The sequence below is a fragment of the Amygdalobacter indicium genome (genome assembly GCF_029101545.1).
GTDB lineage: Bacteria > Bacillota > Clostridia > Saccharofermentanales > Fastidiosipilaceae > Amygdalobacter > Amygdalobacter indicium.
This window is the reverse complement of the sequence record NZ_CP118866.1, coordinates 1,119,169-1,137,140: the sequence shown is the minus strand read 5'-3', so window position 1 is coordinate 1,137,140 and position 17,972 is coordinate 1,119,169. Positions and strand designations below refer to the sequence as shown.

Here is a 17,972-nt window from a genome sequence, read left to right as displayed (position 1 = left end):
CCGCGAGGTTGTTCAATATAAGAAATAAAATCTATGGAAGATGCCGGGCTCGAACCGACGACCCCCTGCTTGTAAGGCAGGTGCTCTCCCAGCTGAGCTAATCTTCCGGGAAAAATGCTGGCGGCCGGAGTCGAACCGGCACGGGTCGCCCCGCTGGATTTTGAGTCCAGTACGTCTACCAATTCCATCACGCCAGCAGGTGTGAACAGGAAGTATAATACGACAAACGTTTGGTATTGTCAATAGGCAATTTTGCTATTTCTGCTAATTTTGCAAGAAATAATTTGTGATAATTATCAAGCAATAGCTTCTACCCCTTTAATCTTAAGTTCATATGTGTTACATTCATAGATGACAAAAAGGGATGGTGGTATAACTTGTTTTATTACGACCTGACTCAATTATTTGAAAAGGGGATAGCCCATGTTTTTTGATACGAAAGAGAGCTTTAAGAACGCTTATATCGAAGCTATGCAGAACAACTTCGGTAAATCCATTGAACAGGCAACCGATGTCGAGAAGTTTTTGACTTTAGTCGGAATGATTAAGGCACATGCTAATTCCAATGTTTATAAGACCAACAATTACTTACAAAAAACTTCCCAGAAGAAGATGTATTATTTCAGCTTGGAATTTTTATTGGGTCGTTTATTGACTAATAATTTGATGAATTTAGGTTTATACAAGTTAGTACAATCCGGTTTGGCGGATTTCGGTATTGATTTGAACAAACTGGAGGATATCGAAGGCGATGCCGGTTTGGGTAACGGCGGTTTGGGCCGCTTAGCTGCCTGCTTCCTTGATTCGCTGGCAACATTGCGTTTGCCCGGTAACGGTAATACCATTCGTTATCAATACGGCTTATTTAAGCAACTTATTGTCAATAATGAGCAGGTGGAAGTGCCTGATCAGTGGTTACGTAACGGCAACGGCTGGGAAACAAGACATCCGGATGAGGCTGTTAAAGTTAAATTCTACGGTCATGTTAAAGTTACGATGAATTATGAAACAGGCCGCTTGAACTTCGAACATGTCGATGCACAGGAAGTTCTGGCTGTTCCTTATGATATGCCTGTCGTCGGAGCTAATACCAATTGCACCAATATTTTACGGATGTGGTCGGCCGAAGCGTCGGACAATTTACCGGCTAATCAGGACTTTATCAAATATTTGAACGAAGTTAATCAAATTTGCCTGAATGTTTATCCGGACGACAGTACGGTTGAAGGTAAATACATCCGTATTAAGCAGGAGTATTTCTTCATCGCGGCCGGTTTGGGCAGCATTGTCAAGAACCATTTACAGAAGAATCCGTCACTCGATAATTTGGCGGATAAGGTTTGCATTCAATTGAATGATACCCATCCGGCTATGAGTATTGCCGAGTTGATGCGTATAATGTTGGATGATTACGGTTATGAATGGGACAAAGCCTGGTCGATTGTCAGCAAAGTGTTCGCTTACACTAATCATACCGTTATGTCGGAAGCGCTCGAGAAGTGGCCGGTTGAGTACATTCGTACACTTCTGCCGCGTGTATATTCTATTATTGAAGAAATAGACAGACGTTTCCGGGAAACTGTTTTTGAGAAATCACATGACCGTGATTTAGTTGAAAGAATGGCGATCATTCATGATAATCAAGTCAGAATGGCACATTTAAGTATCGTCGGTTCTTTCAGTGTCAACGGCGTTGCCAAGTTGCATACACAGATTCTGGTAGATGATCTTTTCCGTGATTTCTTCAATTTTATGCCGGAAAAATTCAACAATAAAACTAATGGTATTACCCAAAGAAGATGGTTGCTTTATTCCAACCCGGAGTTGACGGAATTGTTGACGAAGAAAATCGGCCCGGAATTCCAAACCGATTTCAGTCAGATCGAGAAATTGCTGCAATTTGTTGATGATAAGAAGTTGCAGAAAGATTTTATGAAAGTCAAATATACCCGTAAGTTGGAACTTTGCCGCTTCTTAAAAGATAATTACAACATTGATGTTGACCCGAATTCGATTTTTGATACTCAGGCTAAACGTTTGCATGCTTACAAACGGCAACTGATGAACATCCTGCATGTTATCTATCTGTATCATCGAATTAAAACCGAGCCGAATTTTACTATGCCCAAAACGACTTTCCTCTTCGGCGCCAAAGCCGCTCCGGCCTATGTTCTGGCGAAAAAGATTATTAAGTTAATTAATTGTGTAGCGCAAAAAATTGATAATGATCCGCAGGCAGCCAAATTTATTAAAGTGGTCTTTATTCCCAACTATCGTGTAACGGTGGCGGAATACTTGATGAATGCCAGCGACGTGTCGGAACAAATTTCTACAGCCGGTAAGGAAGCCAGCGGTACCGGCAACATGAAGTTCATGATGAACGGTGCAATTACTCTGGGAACGATGGATGGAGCCAATGTCGAGATTTCCGAGCGCGTCGGTATGGAAAATTGTGAGATTTTCGGCTTAAGAGACAATGAGATTGAAGACTTGCGCAGTCATTATGTCAGTGTCGATTATTATAAAAACGACCCGCGCATTATGCAGGCGGTCAACTCTTTGATTGATCGGACTTTCAGTCCGGAAGCTGATGATTTCATTGATATTTACAATGATTTGATTATCCGCAATGATGAGTATTTCGTTTTGGCCGATTTTGCCGCTTATGTCAAGGCGCATGAGCATATTAATGAGCTTTATTCCGATCCGTCTGTCTGGGCAAGACTCTGCCTGGTTAATATTGCCAAGAGTGCATATTTCTCCTCCGACCGGACAATTAAGGATTATGTCAAAGATATTTGGCATATCAAACAGATTGATAACTCGGATTTGCATTAATATGTGCCGAATTAGCGCCCGGTAATTTACCGGCGCTTGAAGCAAAAGAAAAACAACATTATTGATTTGAACTTGAGGCTGATACAGTCGCTTAAGGCTGTATCGCCTTGCTATTATAAAAGCATTAGTTATGATTCGAGAAGGATTTGTATGCGCATAGAAGCCTATATTGACGATTACACGTTATTGCAGTTCAAAATATTTAAGCCTGTTGATGTCGGTTGCTTGAGTTATTTACACTTATATCGTGATAACAGCGAGATTGCCGCCACTTTTCAGATTGTTAAAGAATCAAGTGATGCTTATATGGTTAAGACAACTTTGCCGCGACCTTGTAAATATGGTGAAGTTTATCGCCTGATGTACAAGTCTCAAAGCGAACAGCATTATTTTCCGGCAGCTAAATGGCGTCATATCGTGGCGACGGAGCAGTTCGACCGGATGTTCGCCTATCAGGGCGATGATTTGGGACCGCAGTATACCAAAACTTCTACGACGTTCAAGGTATGGGCACCGACAGCCAATCAGGTCAGTTTGCATATTTTGGGTCGGGCGGAACAATTACAATTAAAATCAGGTAAGCTGTTGTCTAAAAACACCGACGGTCATGACGACTTTTATATAATGGAGCGGGGGAATAAAGGTGTTTACACCGTTACCGTTCAAGGCGATTTAGATTTAATGGCTTACGTTTATGAATTGAATTTCAATGGTGAGCATACTACAGCGATTGATCCTTACAGTTATTCCTGCTTGGCGGATGCTTCGGCTTCCGTTGTCCTGAATCCCGCCAAATTTTTGCACAATATTTATCGGCCGCAAAGTAAAATTGCCAATTACCAGGATGCTGTGATCTATGAATTGAGTGTGCGTGATTTTACGATGGATCCTACATCTCAAGTTCATGATCGCGGCAAGCTGTCGGGCATGATTGAAAGTAATACCGGAATCTACGGGCGGGAAACAGCTTTTGCTTATCTTTGCAGTTTGGGTGTGACCCACGTTCAGTTAATGCCGGTTCTGGACTTCGATTCGTATAAGGAAGCGGATTATTATACCAGTTACAACTGGGGCTATGATCCGAAACAATATAACGTTGTTGAGGGTTCTTATTTGGCGAAAGATACGCCTTATGCCCGTGTTAACGATTTACGCAGATTGGTGAATGTTTATCATCAGCACGATTTGCGGGTCAATTTGGACGTTGTTTTTAATCACGTCGGCCATGCCGATGATTATGCTTGGGAAAAATTAGTCCCGTATTACAATTATCGCTATTTTGACGAAGAATATTTATCCAACGGCTCTTTCTGCGGCAATGAATTGCGTAGTGAGGCGAAAATGTTGCGCAAATATATCGTTGATATGTGTGTGCGCTACGTGAAAATATTTGATATTGACGGTTTACGCTTCGACTTAATGGGCCTGCTGGATATTACGACGATGAACGAAATAGCGTTTATGGTCAAAAAAATCAAGCCTGATTTTATGCTTTACGGCGAAGGTTGGAATATGCCGACGGTTTTGCCGGATGATAAGAAAGCCATGATGTACCATAATTATAAAATGCCCGAAATCGGATTTTTTAATGATTGCTATCGCGATACGATCAAAGGTAAGACTTCTTTGGATCAAATCATGGATATCGGCTACGGCCTGGGCGATGTCAGTAAAGTCCAACTTGCGAAAGACCTGTTGCTCGGCTCCTGTATGAACGGCAAATTGCGCAGTTTGAGTCAGTCCGTTAACTACATAGAATGCCATGATAATATGACTTTTTACGATAAAATGGTACGTTGTGAAAACTTGGATACTTTTTGGCGGAAACAGCGGACCAAGTTCTGTCTGGCTTTAATTATGATTTCTCAAGGTGTACCTTTTATTCACTGCGGCCAGGAATTTATGCGTAGTAAAGGCGGAGCTGATAATACATATAATGCCGGCGATAAGGTTAATGCTATAAATTGGTATGATGCGATTAAAAATTATGATGTCGTCAATTATTTTAAGGAGCTCGTTAAATTGCGCCGCCGGTACAAGGAGTTTCGCCTGCCATCCAATACGGCCGTTGCCCGTTCCTGTCATTTTACGGAATATTACGATATTTTGTTGTATCAGATTAATGATTTGCTTATTTTTATTAATCCTACTTGCTATGAGTATAAATATCAGCTGCCGGGAGAACGGCACTTGATTTTTGCCGACAAACTTCAGGATGTTCCGGTTAAAGGTGAGCTGAAAATTCCGCCGGCAACGGTATTGGTTTTGCAGGAATAGTTTGTACGCTCAACGGTTGCGGTCGTGGCCGATGAGTGCTTGTGAGCGGCGATAAGCGGACAAAATTTACAAATACGGAAAATATCCTATTGACAAAACTCTGTACATAAACTATTATAATTAAGCGTTTGACCTCAGGGTCACGAATGGCGCAGTAGTTCAGTTGGTTAGAATGCCAGCCTGTCACGCTGGAGGTCACGGGTTCGAGGCCCGTCTGCGTCGCTTAGAGCGATCATCAGATCGCTTTTTTTGCCCAGATAGCTCAGTCGGCAGAGCAGGGGACTGAAAATCCCCGTGTCGTTGGTTCGATTCCGACTCTGGGCACTTTCCGAGTTTCAACAACTCGGATTTTTTTTGCCTTTTTCCGCTTACAGCTTTTTGACTTGGAAATGCAACATAAAAATAATTTATCGCTGTCGGTCCGCCGCCGCAGCTTGCCTTTGACTTGACCCGTTTTTCGGGAAGAGGTCATTGTTTTACCAATTCAAATGTGCTAATATATTTCAGTTAATTTGCAGTTTAATTAAATCTGTAATGGGTAAGGAGCAACAATGCGCATAAATAAAGTATCTTTGAGATTCGTTTCGTCGGCTTTGTTGTTGAGCTTTACTTTTTTATACTTTATGTTGACGGCCTGCAATGCTGCGAGCAATGTCGCTAAACAGAAATTGTCGCCCGGGACAGCTCCCTTTTCTCTTTTCCGCAAGAATCCCGCCAACCGGGGAATTACCGTCCGGGAAGCAGACAGGAGCCGAAAACCGTTGCAGACTATACCGACAACAGCCAAGGTCACCAAGCCTGTTGATATGCCGCTGCTTCCTTTACAGCCGGACTTGCAGAATCAAGCGAACCGTTTGCCGGAAACCTCAAACTTGCCTAAGTCGACCCGGAACGAAAAACTACCTGAAAAACTTACGGATAATGAAAAAATGCCTATTCCTACCAATATCGTGCCGCATAACGGCAAAAGCAAAAGTGAGATTATGGAGGAAAATAACCGAATTACCGAGATTTTGCGCTCTTATGCTCAGGATAAGAAATTACAGCAAAAAACGCTGAATTTACCGACCAGGACGATTGTCGATATCAGACGTATGGATACGGTAGAAGCCCAGCTGTTACGCTTTATTGATGATGAAAGGGACAAAGTCGGTCTGGTACCTTATTTTGCCAATCCTGATTTGACCATGAATTTGCTGCGCCAGGCTATCTATAATTTCAGCTTTTTGCCGGCCGATAAATTGAATACCGGTGTAGAAAATGCCGTGATATTATCTTATTCCAAGGCCAATCATGCCGGGATTGCGGAGTTGGCGGATTATTTTATTGCGACAATTCGAAATAACGAACGGTATCGTATCGCGCTTTTAGGTGACGGTATGGATCAGCTGAGCTTACAGGTTTTAGCTTGTCGGAGGCAGGGAGATAAGCTGCCGTATCATTATTTGTTACTGGCGATGTCGTGCAATTCTCAAGCCAAAAACAATTTTCAGCCGAGATTACCGGAGCCGGAAATCAAAGGCGTGTACAGTCAACGCTGAACAGTTGTTCAGGTAACGTCAGCAGAATAACAGCAGGGAGAGGTGAAATGTTATGCCGCAGCACTACATTAATAAAAGATGCAGCCTTAATTTAGCGGAAAATAAAAGTGGAATATCATCTTTTTTGCCCTCAGCTTACTACAATAAAGTTCGGGACATTCCCTTTTCCGACTATCGCCGGCTCGGCTATAAATACGTTTTCATCGACATAGACAACACTTTAATGCCGCATGGTAGTCGACATGCAGATATTACTGCGGTAGAATTAGTAAAAGTGTTGAAGAAACAGGATGTAGAACCGGTACTTTATTCCAATGCCGGCGTGCGGCGCTTGAGCCAAATTGCAAAGGAGTTGGGAATTCCGGCAGTCTACCGTGCCAATAAACCGCAGGCTGACACTTTGTTGCGCTATTGCCGGGAGCAGAAGATAGACCTGACAAGCATAATAGTGGTCGGAGATCAGTTGTTGACGGACGTGTGGGCGGCCAATCAGGCGACGGTACACAGTGTTTTAGTTGACAAAATAGCACGTAAAGAGTTGTGGCATATTTATGTCAAACGCTTTTTGGAGGTATTTATTAAGAGATTTTATCACTTGGATACATATTTCGATTTGATTTTACTCGAAAAAAAGACAAATATGCGTTAAAATGAGAGAAATTTCTTTTTAATTTATAAAACCAGATAGTTGAACATACCCATGAGCTTTTGGGTGTGATGGAGGAAAGTTAATGATTTCAGCAGGTGATTTTAGAAACGGTACCACCTTTGTTATGGACGGGGCAATCTATACAGTTGTCGAGTTCCAACATGTTAAGCCGGGTAAAGGTTCAGCCTTTGTGCGTACAACTTATCGTAATTTGAAGACCGGTTCGGTAGTTGAGCGTTCTTTCAACCCGAGTGAAAAGTTTGAAGAAGGTACATTAGTACGGCGTGACATGGAGTATTTGTACAGCGACGGTGATTTCCATTACTTTATGGATACTGAAACTTATGAACAATTCCCTTTTACGGATGAAGTTGTAGGAGAAGCGATGAAGTTCATCAAGGAAAATACGGTTTGTCGTGTCGTTTCCTGGGAAGATACCATTCTTTCCGTTGAACCGCCGTTATTTGTCGAGCTTGAAATTGTTGAGACGGAGCCGGGTGTCAGAGGTGATACGGCAACCAATGCGACGAAAGCAGCCAAGTTGGAGACCGGCGCAACGATTAAAGTTCCGCTGTTCATTAATGAAGGCGAAAAAGTTCGAGTTGATACCCGTACAGGCGAATATATGGAAAGAGCTTAATCGGTTTATACAAGCCGCTGTCTGCCGGGATAGCGGCTTTTTACGTTTTGCACAGCAGACCGGCAACTGTCTGATATATAATAGAAGGCGAGCTTATAGAGATGAGTGAAAGGTATACCGACGAGAATTTAGCAGCGGAAAATGGTAATATTTACAGCCGCAATGTCGGGGAACGTGCCCTTTCTTTGGGCTTTATTGCCGAATATGCTGCTGAAGCTTCCCTGAAAATTGCCGGAGTTAAGAGCCTGGAATACAGTTTGATTGCTCATTTTAAGGAATCTTTGGGAATTGACCATACAGGTAGCGGAGTTGAAGTTATGTATGTCGACAAGAATCAGGCTCTTGTTATTACTGTTTATCCGGTTATTTATTATGGCTATTCCATTCCGGATGTGGCGTGGCAAATTCAGGAAAATGTTAAAAATGAGGTAGAGCGTTATACCGATTTGGTTGTGGAACAGGTAAATGTCCATGTTAAGGATGTCAGCCTTTCCAAACGGATGGTGTAAGCTTGAAGGAGATAGATAATGCAAAAATCAAAACAGATTATAATTATGACTTTCAGTGTTCTTGTAGCACTTTACAGTTGTCTGGCATTAGTAACAGTTCATACCGGTAAAAGCTTTCTGTTGACTTTGACCGGCAGCAATTTGTTCGGGCAGCAATTAACGGTAAGAATAATCTTAACTTTGATTTTTCTCTTTACGCTGGCTGAAGCTGTTTATCTTTTCTTATATGCCCGGGCCAACGGTAGAATGAGCAAGCAATTAGTTCAGAATACGGAAATAGGTAATATTAATATTGATGTTATGGCGATTGAAGCGATTGCCATGAATGCCTGCAAGTCGGCGCAGGCCGGTATTAAATCCGCTAAAGCCAAGGCGGTAAGCGACAAAAAAGGCAATTTAAGTTTAACTTTGGACTGTACGGTTTATGCCGAGGTTGATATCCCGACATATATGTTGAAAATTCAGGAACGGGTGAAAAAAGATATTGAGCGTTACACCGGCTTGAGTGTAAAAACTGTAGTTGTACGGGTGAATAAAGTGGAAGTTGCCGGTACGGCCCTTGACAATCGAGCTTAAAATGGAAGATGAGGCTTATGAAAAATTACTTAGTTATTCTGTTGGATAAAATCAGAGGTCGGGATGCCGGTGTTATCGGGGCCTGCCTCGCTTTCGTAGTAACCCTGTTTTGTTATATTTTCGGGGTCGGCAGAACCTTAATGCTGTTTATTCTGACCTTTGTCGGTTATTATATCGGTACCCGCTATTTCAGTGATGAAGAACAGTTAAAAGCTCTGTTGGATAAATTGTTTCCTCCGGGAAAGCATTATTGATTTGTCTTTCGGCGCATTTGCATTATAATTATTTCTTAGTGAATTTTGACATTAATAATAAAGGATGAACGGATATGAGTTTAAGATATGTGAGGGAAATGAGTTTCCAGTTGTTGTACCAGTTTGAATTCCAAAGTGATCATATCGAAGCTCAAAGTGCAGCTTTTTTGGATTTGGCGCAAGCGGGTGAACTGGCAATGCAACAGTTGTACGATATTAAATGGGACGTTGCCGAGCAGGAGGAGTCCGTGCGGATTGCTCAAGCTGTTAATGCGAAAAAGCAGGAGTTGGATGCCGTGTACGAACCGCATCTGATCGGTTGGAAAATTTCCCGTTTACCGAAGATTGATAAAGTTATTCTGCGCTTAGCAGTTTATGAACTTTTGTACCGCCGGGAAGTACCGGTGAGCGTTGTTCTGAACGAAGCTGTCGAATTGATTAAATCCTACAGTGATTTGAAATCCAAGGCTTATGTTAATGCCGTTCTGGGTAATGTCGTTAAAGCGCATATCAAGGAAATTGCGCAGCTGCGTGCTATTCCGGAAGCGGAAATAACCGATACGCTCAGCTATAAATACGCGGAAAATGAAGAAGCGTAACAATTTTGAATTTTTGTGCGAAAATTTTTCTGTTATTTTCGTTTTTTTATGTTAGTCTAGCAATATGAGTGAGAAAATTATTGTCAGCGTTCAGCAATTGAATGCTTTTATGGAGAAGTATATTGCTAATAACCGAAGTTTGCAGCAGTTTTATATTCGGGGTGAAATTTCCGGACATAAATACTACTCTGCTTCCGGTCATCATTATTTCAGCCTGAAAGACAGTGAGGCTCAGGTCAGTTGTGTCATGTATGCCCAAATGGCCAAGAGTTTAACTTGTAAATTAGTCGACGGCCTGAAAGTTGTTTGTCTGGCCCGAGCCGGTTTTTACAGTCGGGACGGTAAGTTTCAGATTTATATCCTCAGCGTGACGCCGGAGGGACAGGGCAATTTATATCAGGCTTATCTGCAGCTGAAAAAAAGGTTGGAAGATGAAGGCCTGTTTGCCGCTGAGCATAAACGACCTTTACCGCTTCTGCCCGGCAGAGTTGCTGTCGTGACGTCTGCAAGCGGTGCAGTTATTCGCGATATTATTAAAGTCGGACGGCGGCGTTATCCTAATTTGGATATTTTATTGTTTCCTTGTAATGTTCAAGGCGATAAGGCGGCAGCGGAAATGATTGCGGCGTTAAAGGCGATCAGGCAGAGAGATGATATTTCGGTAATTATTATCGGTCGCGGCGGCGGTTCGATGGAAGATTTGTGGTGTTTCAACGACGAACAGTTGGCTAGAGAAATTTATCGGGCTAAAGTGCCGGTAGTCTCAGCCGTAGGCCACGAAGTTGATTTTACAATCGCCGATTTTGTTGCCGATAAGCGAGCTGCAACCCCTTCGCATGCGGCCGAGATGGTTTTCCCGGAGCAAAAAGAGTATTTACAGCGAATCAACAATTTACGTCAGCGACAAAATGCAATTTTACGGGCCAAGCTGCAGTTAAGCGCGACAAAATATCAGCATTTACGTCAATCCCGTTATCTGTTCCGGCCGCAATTGTGGTTGGCGGAACATTTTGAAATAATTGATAAGCTGAAAAGACGGATGACGGACAGCTTAACTTTACCTTTGCAGAGGGAGAGTGAAATATTTCGCCGTTGGCAAAGACGTTTGGAGCAGGCGGTCAACGATAAACAGCAGCAGACTGAACGTTCTTATATTTCGCTCTACCAACGTCTATTCGCATTAAATCCGCTTTTGCATTTGCAAAGAGGTTATGCTTATATCAGTAAGAGCAACGGTCAAAAGTTATTGCAGGCACAGGATGCGGAAATCGGCAAAGATATTATTGTGCAATTGGCTGACGGTTCCTTGACCTGTCTGGTACAGGATAAACATTTGAATCCCGTCGATGCATATGGGCAGCGGGGAAAGGAGTAAATTATGGCAACAGAGACAACGGATAAAGAACTCACCTTTGAACAGGCATTGAAACAGTTGGAGACGGTTGTAAGCAAGTTGGAAGCGAAAGAAACGACTTTGGATGAGGCGGTATCTTTGTTTAAGCAAGGAACGGAACTGAGCGCCGTTTGTGAAAAGAAACTGACTGAAGCTGCCGGTAAAATCAAGCAACTTGTGGGAAATGAGGAAAGTGATTTCAATGTCGGAGATGATAACGACTTTACAAAATAGTATTGAACAGGTTTTGGCGCAACAACTTAATTCTTACAGTTTGACGTCGTATTTGCAGATTTCGTCGGCTGCCGCTTCACTGAATACCGCTGCAGTTCAAGCTTCACGTGCTGTTTATGCTGAATTTACGGCAGCAATGAAGTACAGCACACTGGACGGCGGTAAGCGCATCAGACCTTTATTGTGCCTGCTGTGGTCACTTTTTTGGCTGGAAGGTCAAACAGGCGAAACTTTGCCTTTATTTTGTCCGAACCGTTCGGATGATTCGGCGAAATTACAGACAGATAAGGCGGAGCTTTACAACAAGTGGCAATTGGCCTGGAATTTTGCGGCGGCGTTGGAATTGATTCATTGTTACAGCCTGGTACACGATGATTTGCCGGCTATGGATAATGCCGCTTATCGGCGCGGAAAGTTAAGCGTCCAGAAAAAATTCGGTGAAGCGACGGCAGTTCTGGTCGGAGATGCGTTGTTGACTATGGCTTTACGTTCAGCCGGAGCCGGAGAAGCTGATTTAAGTCCGGCCTTGTATCGGCGGGTAGAAAGAGCGCGCTTGCGTTTAGGTGATTCAGCCGGAGCAAACGGCATGGTCGGCGGGCAGGTTTTGGACTTGGGTGTGCCGTTACAGCAGGACAGTTTAGCCGATTATTTAACTTGTATAGCGGGTAAAACTGCCGCTTTGTTGCAAGCTTCTATTGTTATACCGGCAATATTATTTGCAGAAGTTGATAACGAAATAATGTTGCATTTGGAAAAGTTGGCCGGAAATTGGGGCCTGCTTTTTCAGTTGCAGGATGACTATTTGGATCGGAATGAAGTAGGAACGGCGAAGAATATTTTACAGTTTGTCGATGAAGACGATCTGGTCGAGCGACAAAAAGAATTGCTGGCAGCCGTGCAAAACGGACTTAAAACTATTTCCCGTTTGCTCGGGCGGGAAAGTCGAGCCCTTGAGGCTGTCGGATTTTTGTTGCGGACTTTGGAGGGACGGAAGCAATAAACATTATGAATAAGCTGGATTTTGCCGCTTATGTCGGTAAAAGATATCCTTTGATTATGGCAGTTAATCAGCAGCAGGAGTATTTGCGTTGCTTTTCCGAGACGCAAATTTCCGAGTTGTGTCGGGAATTGCGTGACTTTATTACGGAGCAGGTGGCTTTGCACGGCGGTCATTTGGCAAGTAATTTAGGGGTTGTCGAGTTAACGGTAGCTTTGCTGCGGACTTTCGATTTCAGCCGGGATCGTTTGATTTGGGATGTCGGGCATCAAAGCTATGCTTGGAAAATTCTTACCGGTAGAGCTTTGGATTTTGCTAATTTACGAGAGAAAAACGGATTGTCCGGTTTCCCTAAGCCGCAAGAAAGCCCGTATGATCATTTTGCTACCGGACATGCGACAACTTCAATTTCGGCTGCTTTAGGTATGGCCGCGGCGCTCAAACTTAAACATAGTGATGCCAAAGTTATCGCTGTTATCGGGGATGGCGCTTTAACAGGCGGCATGGCGTGGGAAGCTTTGAACAATATTGCCACTTTGGAGCCGAATTTGTTGATTATTCTCAATGACAACGCTATGTCCATCGATAAAAACGTTGGCTTCGTGGCTAAAGAATTAAGCCGTTTGCGCTTAAGCGGTAAATATTTGAATTTGAAACAGCGCCTGAAAACTTCTTTACAAAATAAAGGAAAAATCGGTCGCGCCCTCTTACGTTGCGGTAAGAGCTTGAAAGCTTTTTTACGTTCAAAATTGGGGCAGCAAAGAGAATTTTTTTGCGAGCGTTACGGTTGCCGTTATTACGGCCCGACAGACGGACATGATTATCATTTACTCGAATCGAACCTGCAGGCTTTGAAAACGCTCAAACAGGCGGCACTTTTCCATGTCTTGACCGAAAAAGGGCACGGACTTGAGCTTGCGGTCAAAGATCCGGTAACTTATCATGGCGTCAAAGCGCATGATTACAGGTTACAGAATGAGTTAGGCTTGCCGACGCCCCTGCTAAAAGCAAAAACAGTTAAATTCGGGCAAGATGCGCTCAAGTCGCTGCCTTTTACGGCCATTTTTTCGCAAACAATAATGGAGGCGGCAACTGAAGCCGACTTTGTCTGTATAACGGCAGCGATGGCGCAAGGAACGGGATTGAATGACTTTGCCGCCCGATATCCGCAGCGTTTTTATGATGTGGGAATTGCGGAACAGCATGCTGTTTGTTACGGCGCCGGTTTGGTAAGTCAGGGTATAAAAACCGTTTGCGCTATTTATGACACTTTTTTGCAACGGGCACTGGATGCTGTCGTGCATGATGTCTGTTTACAGAAATTGCCTTTAATTTTGGCTATTGATCGGGCCGGTCTGGTAGGAGAAGACGGGGCGACTCACCAGGGAATATATAGTTTACCTTTCTTAGCTTCTTTACCTAATTTGGATATTATAAATGTTTCCCAGCCGCATATTCTTAAGGCATTTTTGACGGCAGCTTTGCGGAATGAATCGGAAAGAGCGCTGGCTTTGCGGTATTATCGCGGGCTTTGTTGTTTGCCGGCTGCTTTTTACGAGGATATGAAGGTGGAAGATTACAGCTTGACGGGGACAACGGCTGCAGTTTATACGTTTACGCCGCTAAACAACGGGATAGGTTTCGAAGTGCAGGATTATGCGATTCAGGATTGCAAATTACCGGAGAACGGTAAAGAATTACAGGCGGATTTAGTGGAACTTTCCTGTGATTATGTACATCTGTTGCTTTCTTCCTTTGATATTGCGGCTGCTGCGCCGGTGATAAAGGAAGGTGCGGTGGTGGTGCTGACTTCAAGTCGGCTGACGGCAACGGCGATAGAAGCTGTATGGCGGCGTCTGCATACACAGGGTATCAAACAAACTGTAACAGTTGTCGATTGCTTTAATTACAGCCGCTGCATCAGGGATATGCAGATACCGGCAAGTGCTTTGCAGCGAATTTTAGCGGCTGCCGGCAAAATTATTATTTTGGAAGAAAGTTGCGGTGCTTCGCCTTTGGCGTCAGTATGTCATTATAATTGTCCGCTTCTGTTGCGTAATTTACCTTTGAAGGTGATAGAACAGGGCAAGGTTGAGGAATTGTTGGCCGATTACGGCTTGGACAGCGAGAGCATCGCCCGCGAATTACAAGTATAATTATTATGTGTCGGGGTCGTGTCGGGGTAAAGCGGAAACAGCTTCGACGTTTGCGCCGACAGACTGCAGATTATGCTTGTAAAGGCGCTAATAAATAATTGGAGGTAGAAATGCTGAGACTACAAGTACCGGAGTATGCTGTTCTTTACGTTAACAGTGTGAAAGATCCTGATTTGGTTTATACGGTGAAACTCAGCCGCTTTTTATCCGAGCAGGGAATACGGGTAATACTGGATGCTAAAGATGCAACAACATTAACAGAGATTACCGCGCGTTTGCTCACCAACGAGTCCATGCCGCAATTTTGGCGAGAAGACAATCTGCCTTTTGCTTTCCCGACGGCCGCTTTTTATGTTGCAGTCGGCGGTGACGGTACTTTTTTGGAAACAGTCGGACGAGCTTTACAACATAATTTACCTTTAGTCGGGTTGAAATTGGGCCGTTTGGGATTTTTGGCAGCAATGACGCAGTATGATTACGCCGAAAAATTACAGGCTATCATTAAGGGCGCATGTGAACTCAGCCCGCGTTTGCTGCTTAATTGTGAAGTTTTTCAAGCCGATAAACTGTTGAAAACTTATACGGTTTTCAACGATCTGGTGCTTAATCGGAAAAATGTCAGCAGTATTGCCAAGTTCCGCTTGGAAGTTAATCATACTTTGGCCGATATAATTCCGGCTGACGGAATTATTGTCTGTACGCCTTCAGGCTCGACTGCTTATGCTTTGGCTGCCGGCGGAGCAATTATCGATCCGCAGGCTGAAGTGTTGGAAATAAGCCCCATTTGCCCGCATACGTTGCATAATCGCAGCTATATTGTCAACAGCTCGGGTGAAGTGCAATTGTCTTTTCCTCAAGATCAAAAAGAAAATTTGTGCTTGGTAATTGACGGTAAAGTTGTAGGTGAGATTGCGCCGACGGTTAATTTGAATATTAAACGTTCCGTTCATTCGGTTAATCTCATCACTTTCAGCAGTGACAGCTTTGTGGCCGATTTAGAAGAAAAATTGAAGACGCATTGAGGGGGAAAGCATGAGAAAATATGTGCGGCAAGCAAAAATTGCAGAATTGATTCAATGTAACAATATAAGTTCTCAGAAACAATTAGTTGACCTGCTCAAGGAAAGCGGAGTTGTAATCAGCCAGGTAACTTTATCGCGTGACTTGGCGGAGATGGGGGTCAGTAAAACCAGAGATGCCGCCGGCGGGCAAATATATAATTTACCTTTGCCGCCTGCCGATAATACGGATTTGCAGGCGCTCAAATTGCTTTTTCGGACAGTTTGCGTGCGGGTGATAAGTGCAGATTGTTTGATTGTTTTACATTTCTTGCCCGGATATGCCGGGATTATGAAAGATTATCTGTTACGTATTCAATTAAGCGGTATTGCCGGAGCCATAGCTGATGCCGACCAGGTTTGGCTGTTGTGTTTCGAGCGTAAGGATGCCGAGGCGATTACTTCTTATTTGCGGGCCGATTTACTGGCGGATAAGGAGGCGTAAGATGTTAAGTCATTTGGAAGTTGATAATCTTGCTTTAATTAAAAATTGCAGCCTCGATTTTTATCCGGGCCTGACTTGCATCAGCGGTGAAACAGGAGCCGGCAAATCTTTACTTCTGACTGCGGTCAAGGCGATTACAGGCAGCCGTCTGAGCAGCGATTTATTGGGCCGAAAAGATAAAGAGTTGAAAGTAAGTGCGCAATTTACGCAAGTTGAGCGTTATCTACCGCCTGAGATTTTGCAGGAATTTTGCGTCGCCGACACTGCTGCGGACACGGACATGGACATGGAGACAGATACAGCGGCAGCTTCGACGACTGTAAGCGATTTTGCGGAGGCGGAGTTAATTATTACCCGGAAATTGAATGCCGCTATGCGGAATCGAATCTATATTAATAATGAACTTACGAATTTGAGCTACTTGCGCAAATTGGGAACTTACCTTGCAGATATTCACAGCCAGAACGAGCAACAGGATTTAGCCGATCCGAACAAACATCTTATTTTTCTGGATAATTACGCCGGGCCGGAAGTTAAGGACTTAAAAACCCGTTTACAGGAACTGTACAGCTGTTATCAGGAGAAAAAAAGAGCACTGCAGCATCTGATAGCCGATCCGGCGAAACGGGAAAGTGCTTTACGGAAGATGCAGGACATAGTGAATGAAATCGAACAGGCGGACTTTTCTGATTCTGAAATCGACGATTTATATAAACGCCGGCAAAAATATCAACAATTGGAGAACTTGCTGCAGTATTTACAGACAGCCGAACAAGCTTTGAACTCGGACTTCGGCGGTGACTCGGAAAACTCTTACAGCGGCAGTATCGCCAAGGAACTTTTACGCTGTCGGCAAGCTTTGGATAAAGCGGCACAAATTAGTCCGAAGTTGCAAACTTTAAGTCAGGAATGCAGTCGCTTAACAGAAGAAATGAATAATCTGGAGCTGGAAATCACGCATTATCTGCATAACTTGCCGTATAACGAACAGGAAGTGATGCGTATTGACAAACGCCTGAACGTTTTACAGAGTTTAGTGGAAAAATATGCGCCTCAAACCGGAAATTTGGCTGAAGTTCGTACTTACGGCGTTAAATTGCAGGAAAAAATCCGGCTGTTGAACGATACGGAAGAAAGCCGCATAAAACTGGTCGAAGAAACGACGGAATTATGGACGACGATGAGCGCTGTAGCGGCAGAATTACACGAAAAACGTCGGCAAGCTGCCGGGAAATTGGAAGCAGCAGTTTGCAAGGTGGCAGGAGAATTAGCCTTACCGGATTTACGCTTTGCTGTAAATATTACGGCGGATGCCAATAAATTACAGGCAGACGGTTATGATCGGGCGGAATTTCTGCTGGCAGCCAATTTGGGCGGAGAATTGAAGCCCTTGGCGAGAATTGCTTCCGGCGGCGAAAGTTCAAGAATATTTCTGGCTCTGAAAGTAATTTTGGCAGATATCTATAAAGTTCCGTTATTGCTGTTTGATGAAATTGATCAAGGAATATCCGGGGCTGCTGCTCAAGCTGTAGCCGGCGCTTTGAAAAAGTTGAGCCGGACGCATCAAGTGATTTGTATAAGTCACCAGGCGACAATTGTAGCACAGGCGGATAATGTATATCAGGTATATAAAAGCAGTGACCGAGAGGCCAATACTACAGCAAGTTGTGTAAAACATCTGGACGAAAGTGAAATTGTGGCCGAGCTGACCCGTTTGTTGGCGGGCGAGAGCGACATGCAGGAAGCTGTCAAGTTGGCCAAGGCTTTAAGACACGACGCGTTGCAGGTCCAAGCGTAGACGGCAGC

Annotated in this window: 16 protein-coding genes and 4 tRNA genes; 18 read left to right on the top strand and 2 right to left on the bottom strand. The window is 43.8% G+C overall.

Going from position 1 to position 17,972, the window contains the following annotated elements:
• Nucleotides 1-34: 34 nt before the first annotated feature.
• Together PYS60_RS04805 and PYS60_RS04800 are read right to left on the bottom strand one after the other, a co-directional pair.
• A tRNA-Val gene (locus tag PYS60_RS04805) sits at nt 35-107 on the bottom strand.
• An 8-nt stretch (nt 108-115) separates the two neighbouring features.
• Nucleotides 116-197: transfer RNA gene (locus PYS60_RS04800), tRNA-Leu, on the bottom strand.
• A gap of 226 nt (nt 198-423) precedes the next feature.
• On the opposite strand from PYS60_RS04800, the gene PYS60_RS04795 reads away from it, so the two are divergent.
• The 18 genes from PYS60_RS04795 (at nt 424) to PYS60_RS04710 (ending at nt 17,964) form a co-directional block, all read left to right on the top strand.
• Nucleotides 424-2,838, top strand: coding sequence for a glycogen/starch/alpha-glucan phosphorylase (locus PYS60_RS04795; RefSeq protein WP_315568101.1), 2,415 nt, complete (start codon nt 424-426; stop codon nt 2,836-2,838).
• 150 nt (nt 2,839-2,988) lie between these two features.
• Nucleotides 2,989-5,115: a type I pullulanase gene (gene pulA, locus PYS60_RS04790; protein WP_315568100.1), complete on the top strand. Its 2,127-nt coding sequence runs from the start codon at nt 2,989-2,991 to the stop codon at nt 5,113-5,115.
• Nucleotides 5,116-5,263: 148 nt separating this feature from the next.
• Nucleotides 5,264-5,337: transfer RNA gene (locus PYS60_RS04785), tRNA-Asp, on the top strand.
• Between the two features lie 29 nt (nt 5,338-5,366).
• Nucleotides 5,367-5,439: transfer RNA gene (locus PYS60_RS04780), tRNA-Phe, on the top strand.
• 227 nt (nt 5,440-5,666) lie between these two features.
• Nucleotides 5,667-6,656, top strand: coding sequence for a hypothetical protein (locus PYS60_RS04775; RefSeq protein ID WP_315568099.1), 990 nt, complete (start codon nt 5,667-5,669; stop codon nt 6,654-6,656).
• A 52-nt stretch (nt 6,657-6,708) separates the two neighbouring features.
• Complete coding sequence (locus PYS60_RS04770; protein WP_315568098.1) at nt 6,709-7,305, top strand: YqeG family HAD IIIA-type phosphatase; 597 nt, start codon at nt 6,709-6,711, stop codon at nt 7,303-7,305.
• 82 nt (nt 7,306-7,387) lie between these two features.
• Nucleotides 7,388-7,945, top strand: coding sequence for an elongation factor P (efp, locus tag PYS60_RS04765; protein ID WP_315568096.1), 558 nt, complete (start codon nt 7,388-7,390; stop codon nt 7,943-7,945).
• A 101-nt stretch (nt 7,946-8,046) separates the two neighbouring features.
• On the top strand, nt 8,047-8,454 hold the full coding sequence (locus tag PYS60_RS04760) for an Asp23/Gls24 family envelope stress response protein (protein ID WP_315568094.1): 408 nt from the start codon (nt 8,047-8,049) through the stop codon (nt 8,452-8,454).
• Between the two features lie 18 nt (nt 8,455-8,472).
• Entirely contained in the window at nt 8,473-9,030 is a 558-nt protein-coding gene (locus PYS60_RS04755; RefSeq protein ID WP_315568092.1) for an Asp23/Gls24 family envelope stress response protein, read from the top strand.
• A gap of 17 nt (nt 9,031-9,047) precedes the next feature.
• Nucleotides 9,048-9,284, top strand: a complete 237-nt coding sequence (locus tag PYS60_RS04750) for a DUF2273 domain-containing protein (RefSeq protein WP_315568090.1) — start codon at nt 9,048-9,050, stop codon at nt 9,282-9,284.
• A gap of 74 nt (nt 9,285-9,358) precedes the next feature.
• Nucleotides 9,359-9,883 carry a transcription antitermination factor NusB gene (nusB, locus tag PYS60_RS04745; protein ID WP_315568089.1) on the top strand — a complete coding sequence of 175 codons (525 nt, stop codon included), beginning with the start codon at nt 9,359-9,361 and terminating at the stop codon, nt 9,881-9,883.
• 64 nt (nt 9,884-9,947) lie between these two features.
• A complete protein-coding gene (gene xseA, locus PYS60_RS04740; protein WP_315568087.1) occupies nt 9,948-11,258 on the top strand; it encodes an exodeoxyribonuclease VII large subunit in 1,311 nt (436 codons plus the stop codon).
• Nucleotides 11,259-11,261: 3 nt separating this feature from the next.
• Nucleotides 11,262-11,510 carry an exodeoxyribonuclease VII small subunit gene (gene xseB, locus PYS60_RS04735; protein WP_315568085.1) on the top strand — a complete coding sequence of 83 codons (249 nt, stop codon included), beginning with the start codon at nt 11,262-11,264 and terminating at the stop codon, nt 11,508-11,510.
• Nucleotides 11,479-12,510, top strand: a complete 1,032-nt coding sequence (locus PYS60_RS04730; protein WP_315568083.1) for a polyprenyl synthetase family protein — start codon at nt 11,479-11,481, stop codon at nt 12,508-12,510. The genes xseB and PYS60_RS04730 overlap by 32 nt, the downstream gene beginning before the upstream one ends.
• A 5-nt stretch (nt 12,511-12,515) precedes the next feature.
• Complete coding sequence (gene dxs, locus PYS60_RS04725) at nt 12,516-14,663, top strand: 1-deoxy-D-xylulose-5-phosphate synthase (RefSeq protein ID WP_315568082.1); 2,148 nt, start codon at nt 12,516-12,518, stop codon at nt 14,661-14,663.
• Nucleotides 14,664-14,773: 110 nt separating this feature from the next.
• A complete protein-coding gene (locus tag PYS60_RS04720; protein ID WP_315568080.1) occupies nt 14,774-15,685 on the top strand; it encodes an NAD(+)/NADH kinase in 912 nt (303 codons plus the stop codon).
• A 10-nt stretch (nt 15,686-15,695) separates the two neighbouring features.
• Nucleotides 15,696-16,166, top strand: a complete 471-nt coding sequence (locus PYS60_RS04715; protein ID WP_315568078.1) for an arginine repressor — start codon at nt 15,696-15,698, stop codon at nt 16,164-16,166.
• Between the two features lies 1 nt (nt 16,167).
• A complete protein-coding gene (locus tag PYS60_RS04710; RefSeq protein WP_315568077.1) occupies nt 16,168-17,964 on the top strand; it encodes a DNA repair protein RecN in 1,797 nt (598 codons plus the stop codon).
• Nucleotides 17,965-17,972: the final 8 nt, after the last annotated feature.

Coding starts and splice junctions, on each gene's coding strand:
- PYS60_RS04795 (WP_315568101.1), top strand. CDS start 424: ATGTTTTTTGATACGAAAGAGAGCTTTAAGAACGCTTATATCGAAGCT.
- pulA (WP_315568100.1), top strand. CDS start 2,989: ATGCGCATAGAAGCCTATATTGACGATTACACGTTATTGCAGTTCAAA.
- PYS60_RS04775 (WP_315568099.1), top strand. CDS start 5,667: ATGCGCATAAATAAAGTATCTTTGAGATTCGTTTCGTCGGCTTTGTTG.
- PYS60_RS04770 (WP_315568098.1), top strand. CDS start 6,709: ATGCCGCAGCACTACATTAATAAAAGATGCAGCCTTAATTTAGCGGAA.
- efp (WP_315568096.1), top strand. CDS start 7,388: ATGATTTCAGCAGGTGATTTTAGAAACGGTACCACCTTTGTTATGGAC.
- PYS60_RS04760 (WP_315568094.1), top strand. CDS start 8,047: ATGAGTGAAAGGTATACCGACGAGAATTTAGCAGCGGAAAATGGTAAT.
- PYS60_RS04755 (WP_315568092.1), top strand. CDS start 8,473: ATGCAAAAATCAAAACAGATTATAATTATGACTTTCAGTGTTCTTGTA.
- PYS60_RS04750 (WP_315568090.1), top strand. CDS start 9,048: ATGAAAAATTACTTAGTTATTCTGTTGGATAAAATCAGAGGTCGGGAT.
- nusB (WP_315568089.1), top strand. CDS start 9,359: ATGAGTTTAAGATATGTGAGGGAAATGAGTTTCCAGTTGTTGTACCAG.
- xseA (WP_315568087.1), top strand. CDS start 9,948: ATGAGTGAGAAAATTATTGTCAGCGTTCAGCAATTGAATGCTTTTATG.
- xseB (WP_315568085.1), top strand. CDS start 11,262: ATGGCAACAGAGACAACGGATAAAGAACTCACCTTTGAACAGGCATTG.
- PYS60_RS04730 (WP_315568083.1), top strand. CDS start 11,479: ATGTCGGAGATGATAACGACTTTACAAAATAGTATTGAACAGGTTTTG.
- dxs (WP_315568082.1), top strand. CDS start 12,516: ATGAATAAGCTGGATTTTGCCGCTTATGTCGGTAAAAGATATCCTTTG.
- PYS60_RS04720 (WP_315568080.1), top strand. CDS start 14,774: ATGCTGAGACTACAAGTACCGGAGTATGCTGTTCTTTACGTTAACAGT.
- PYS60_RS04715 (WP_315568078.1), top strand. CDS start 15,696: ATGAGAAAATATGTGCGGCAAGCAAAAATTGCAGAATTGATTCAATGT.
- PYS60_RS04710 (WP_315568077.1), top strand. CDS start 16,168: ATGTTAAGTCATTTGGAAGTTGATAATCTTGCTTTAATTAAAAATTGC.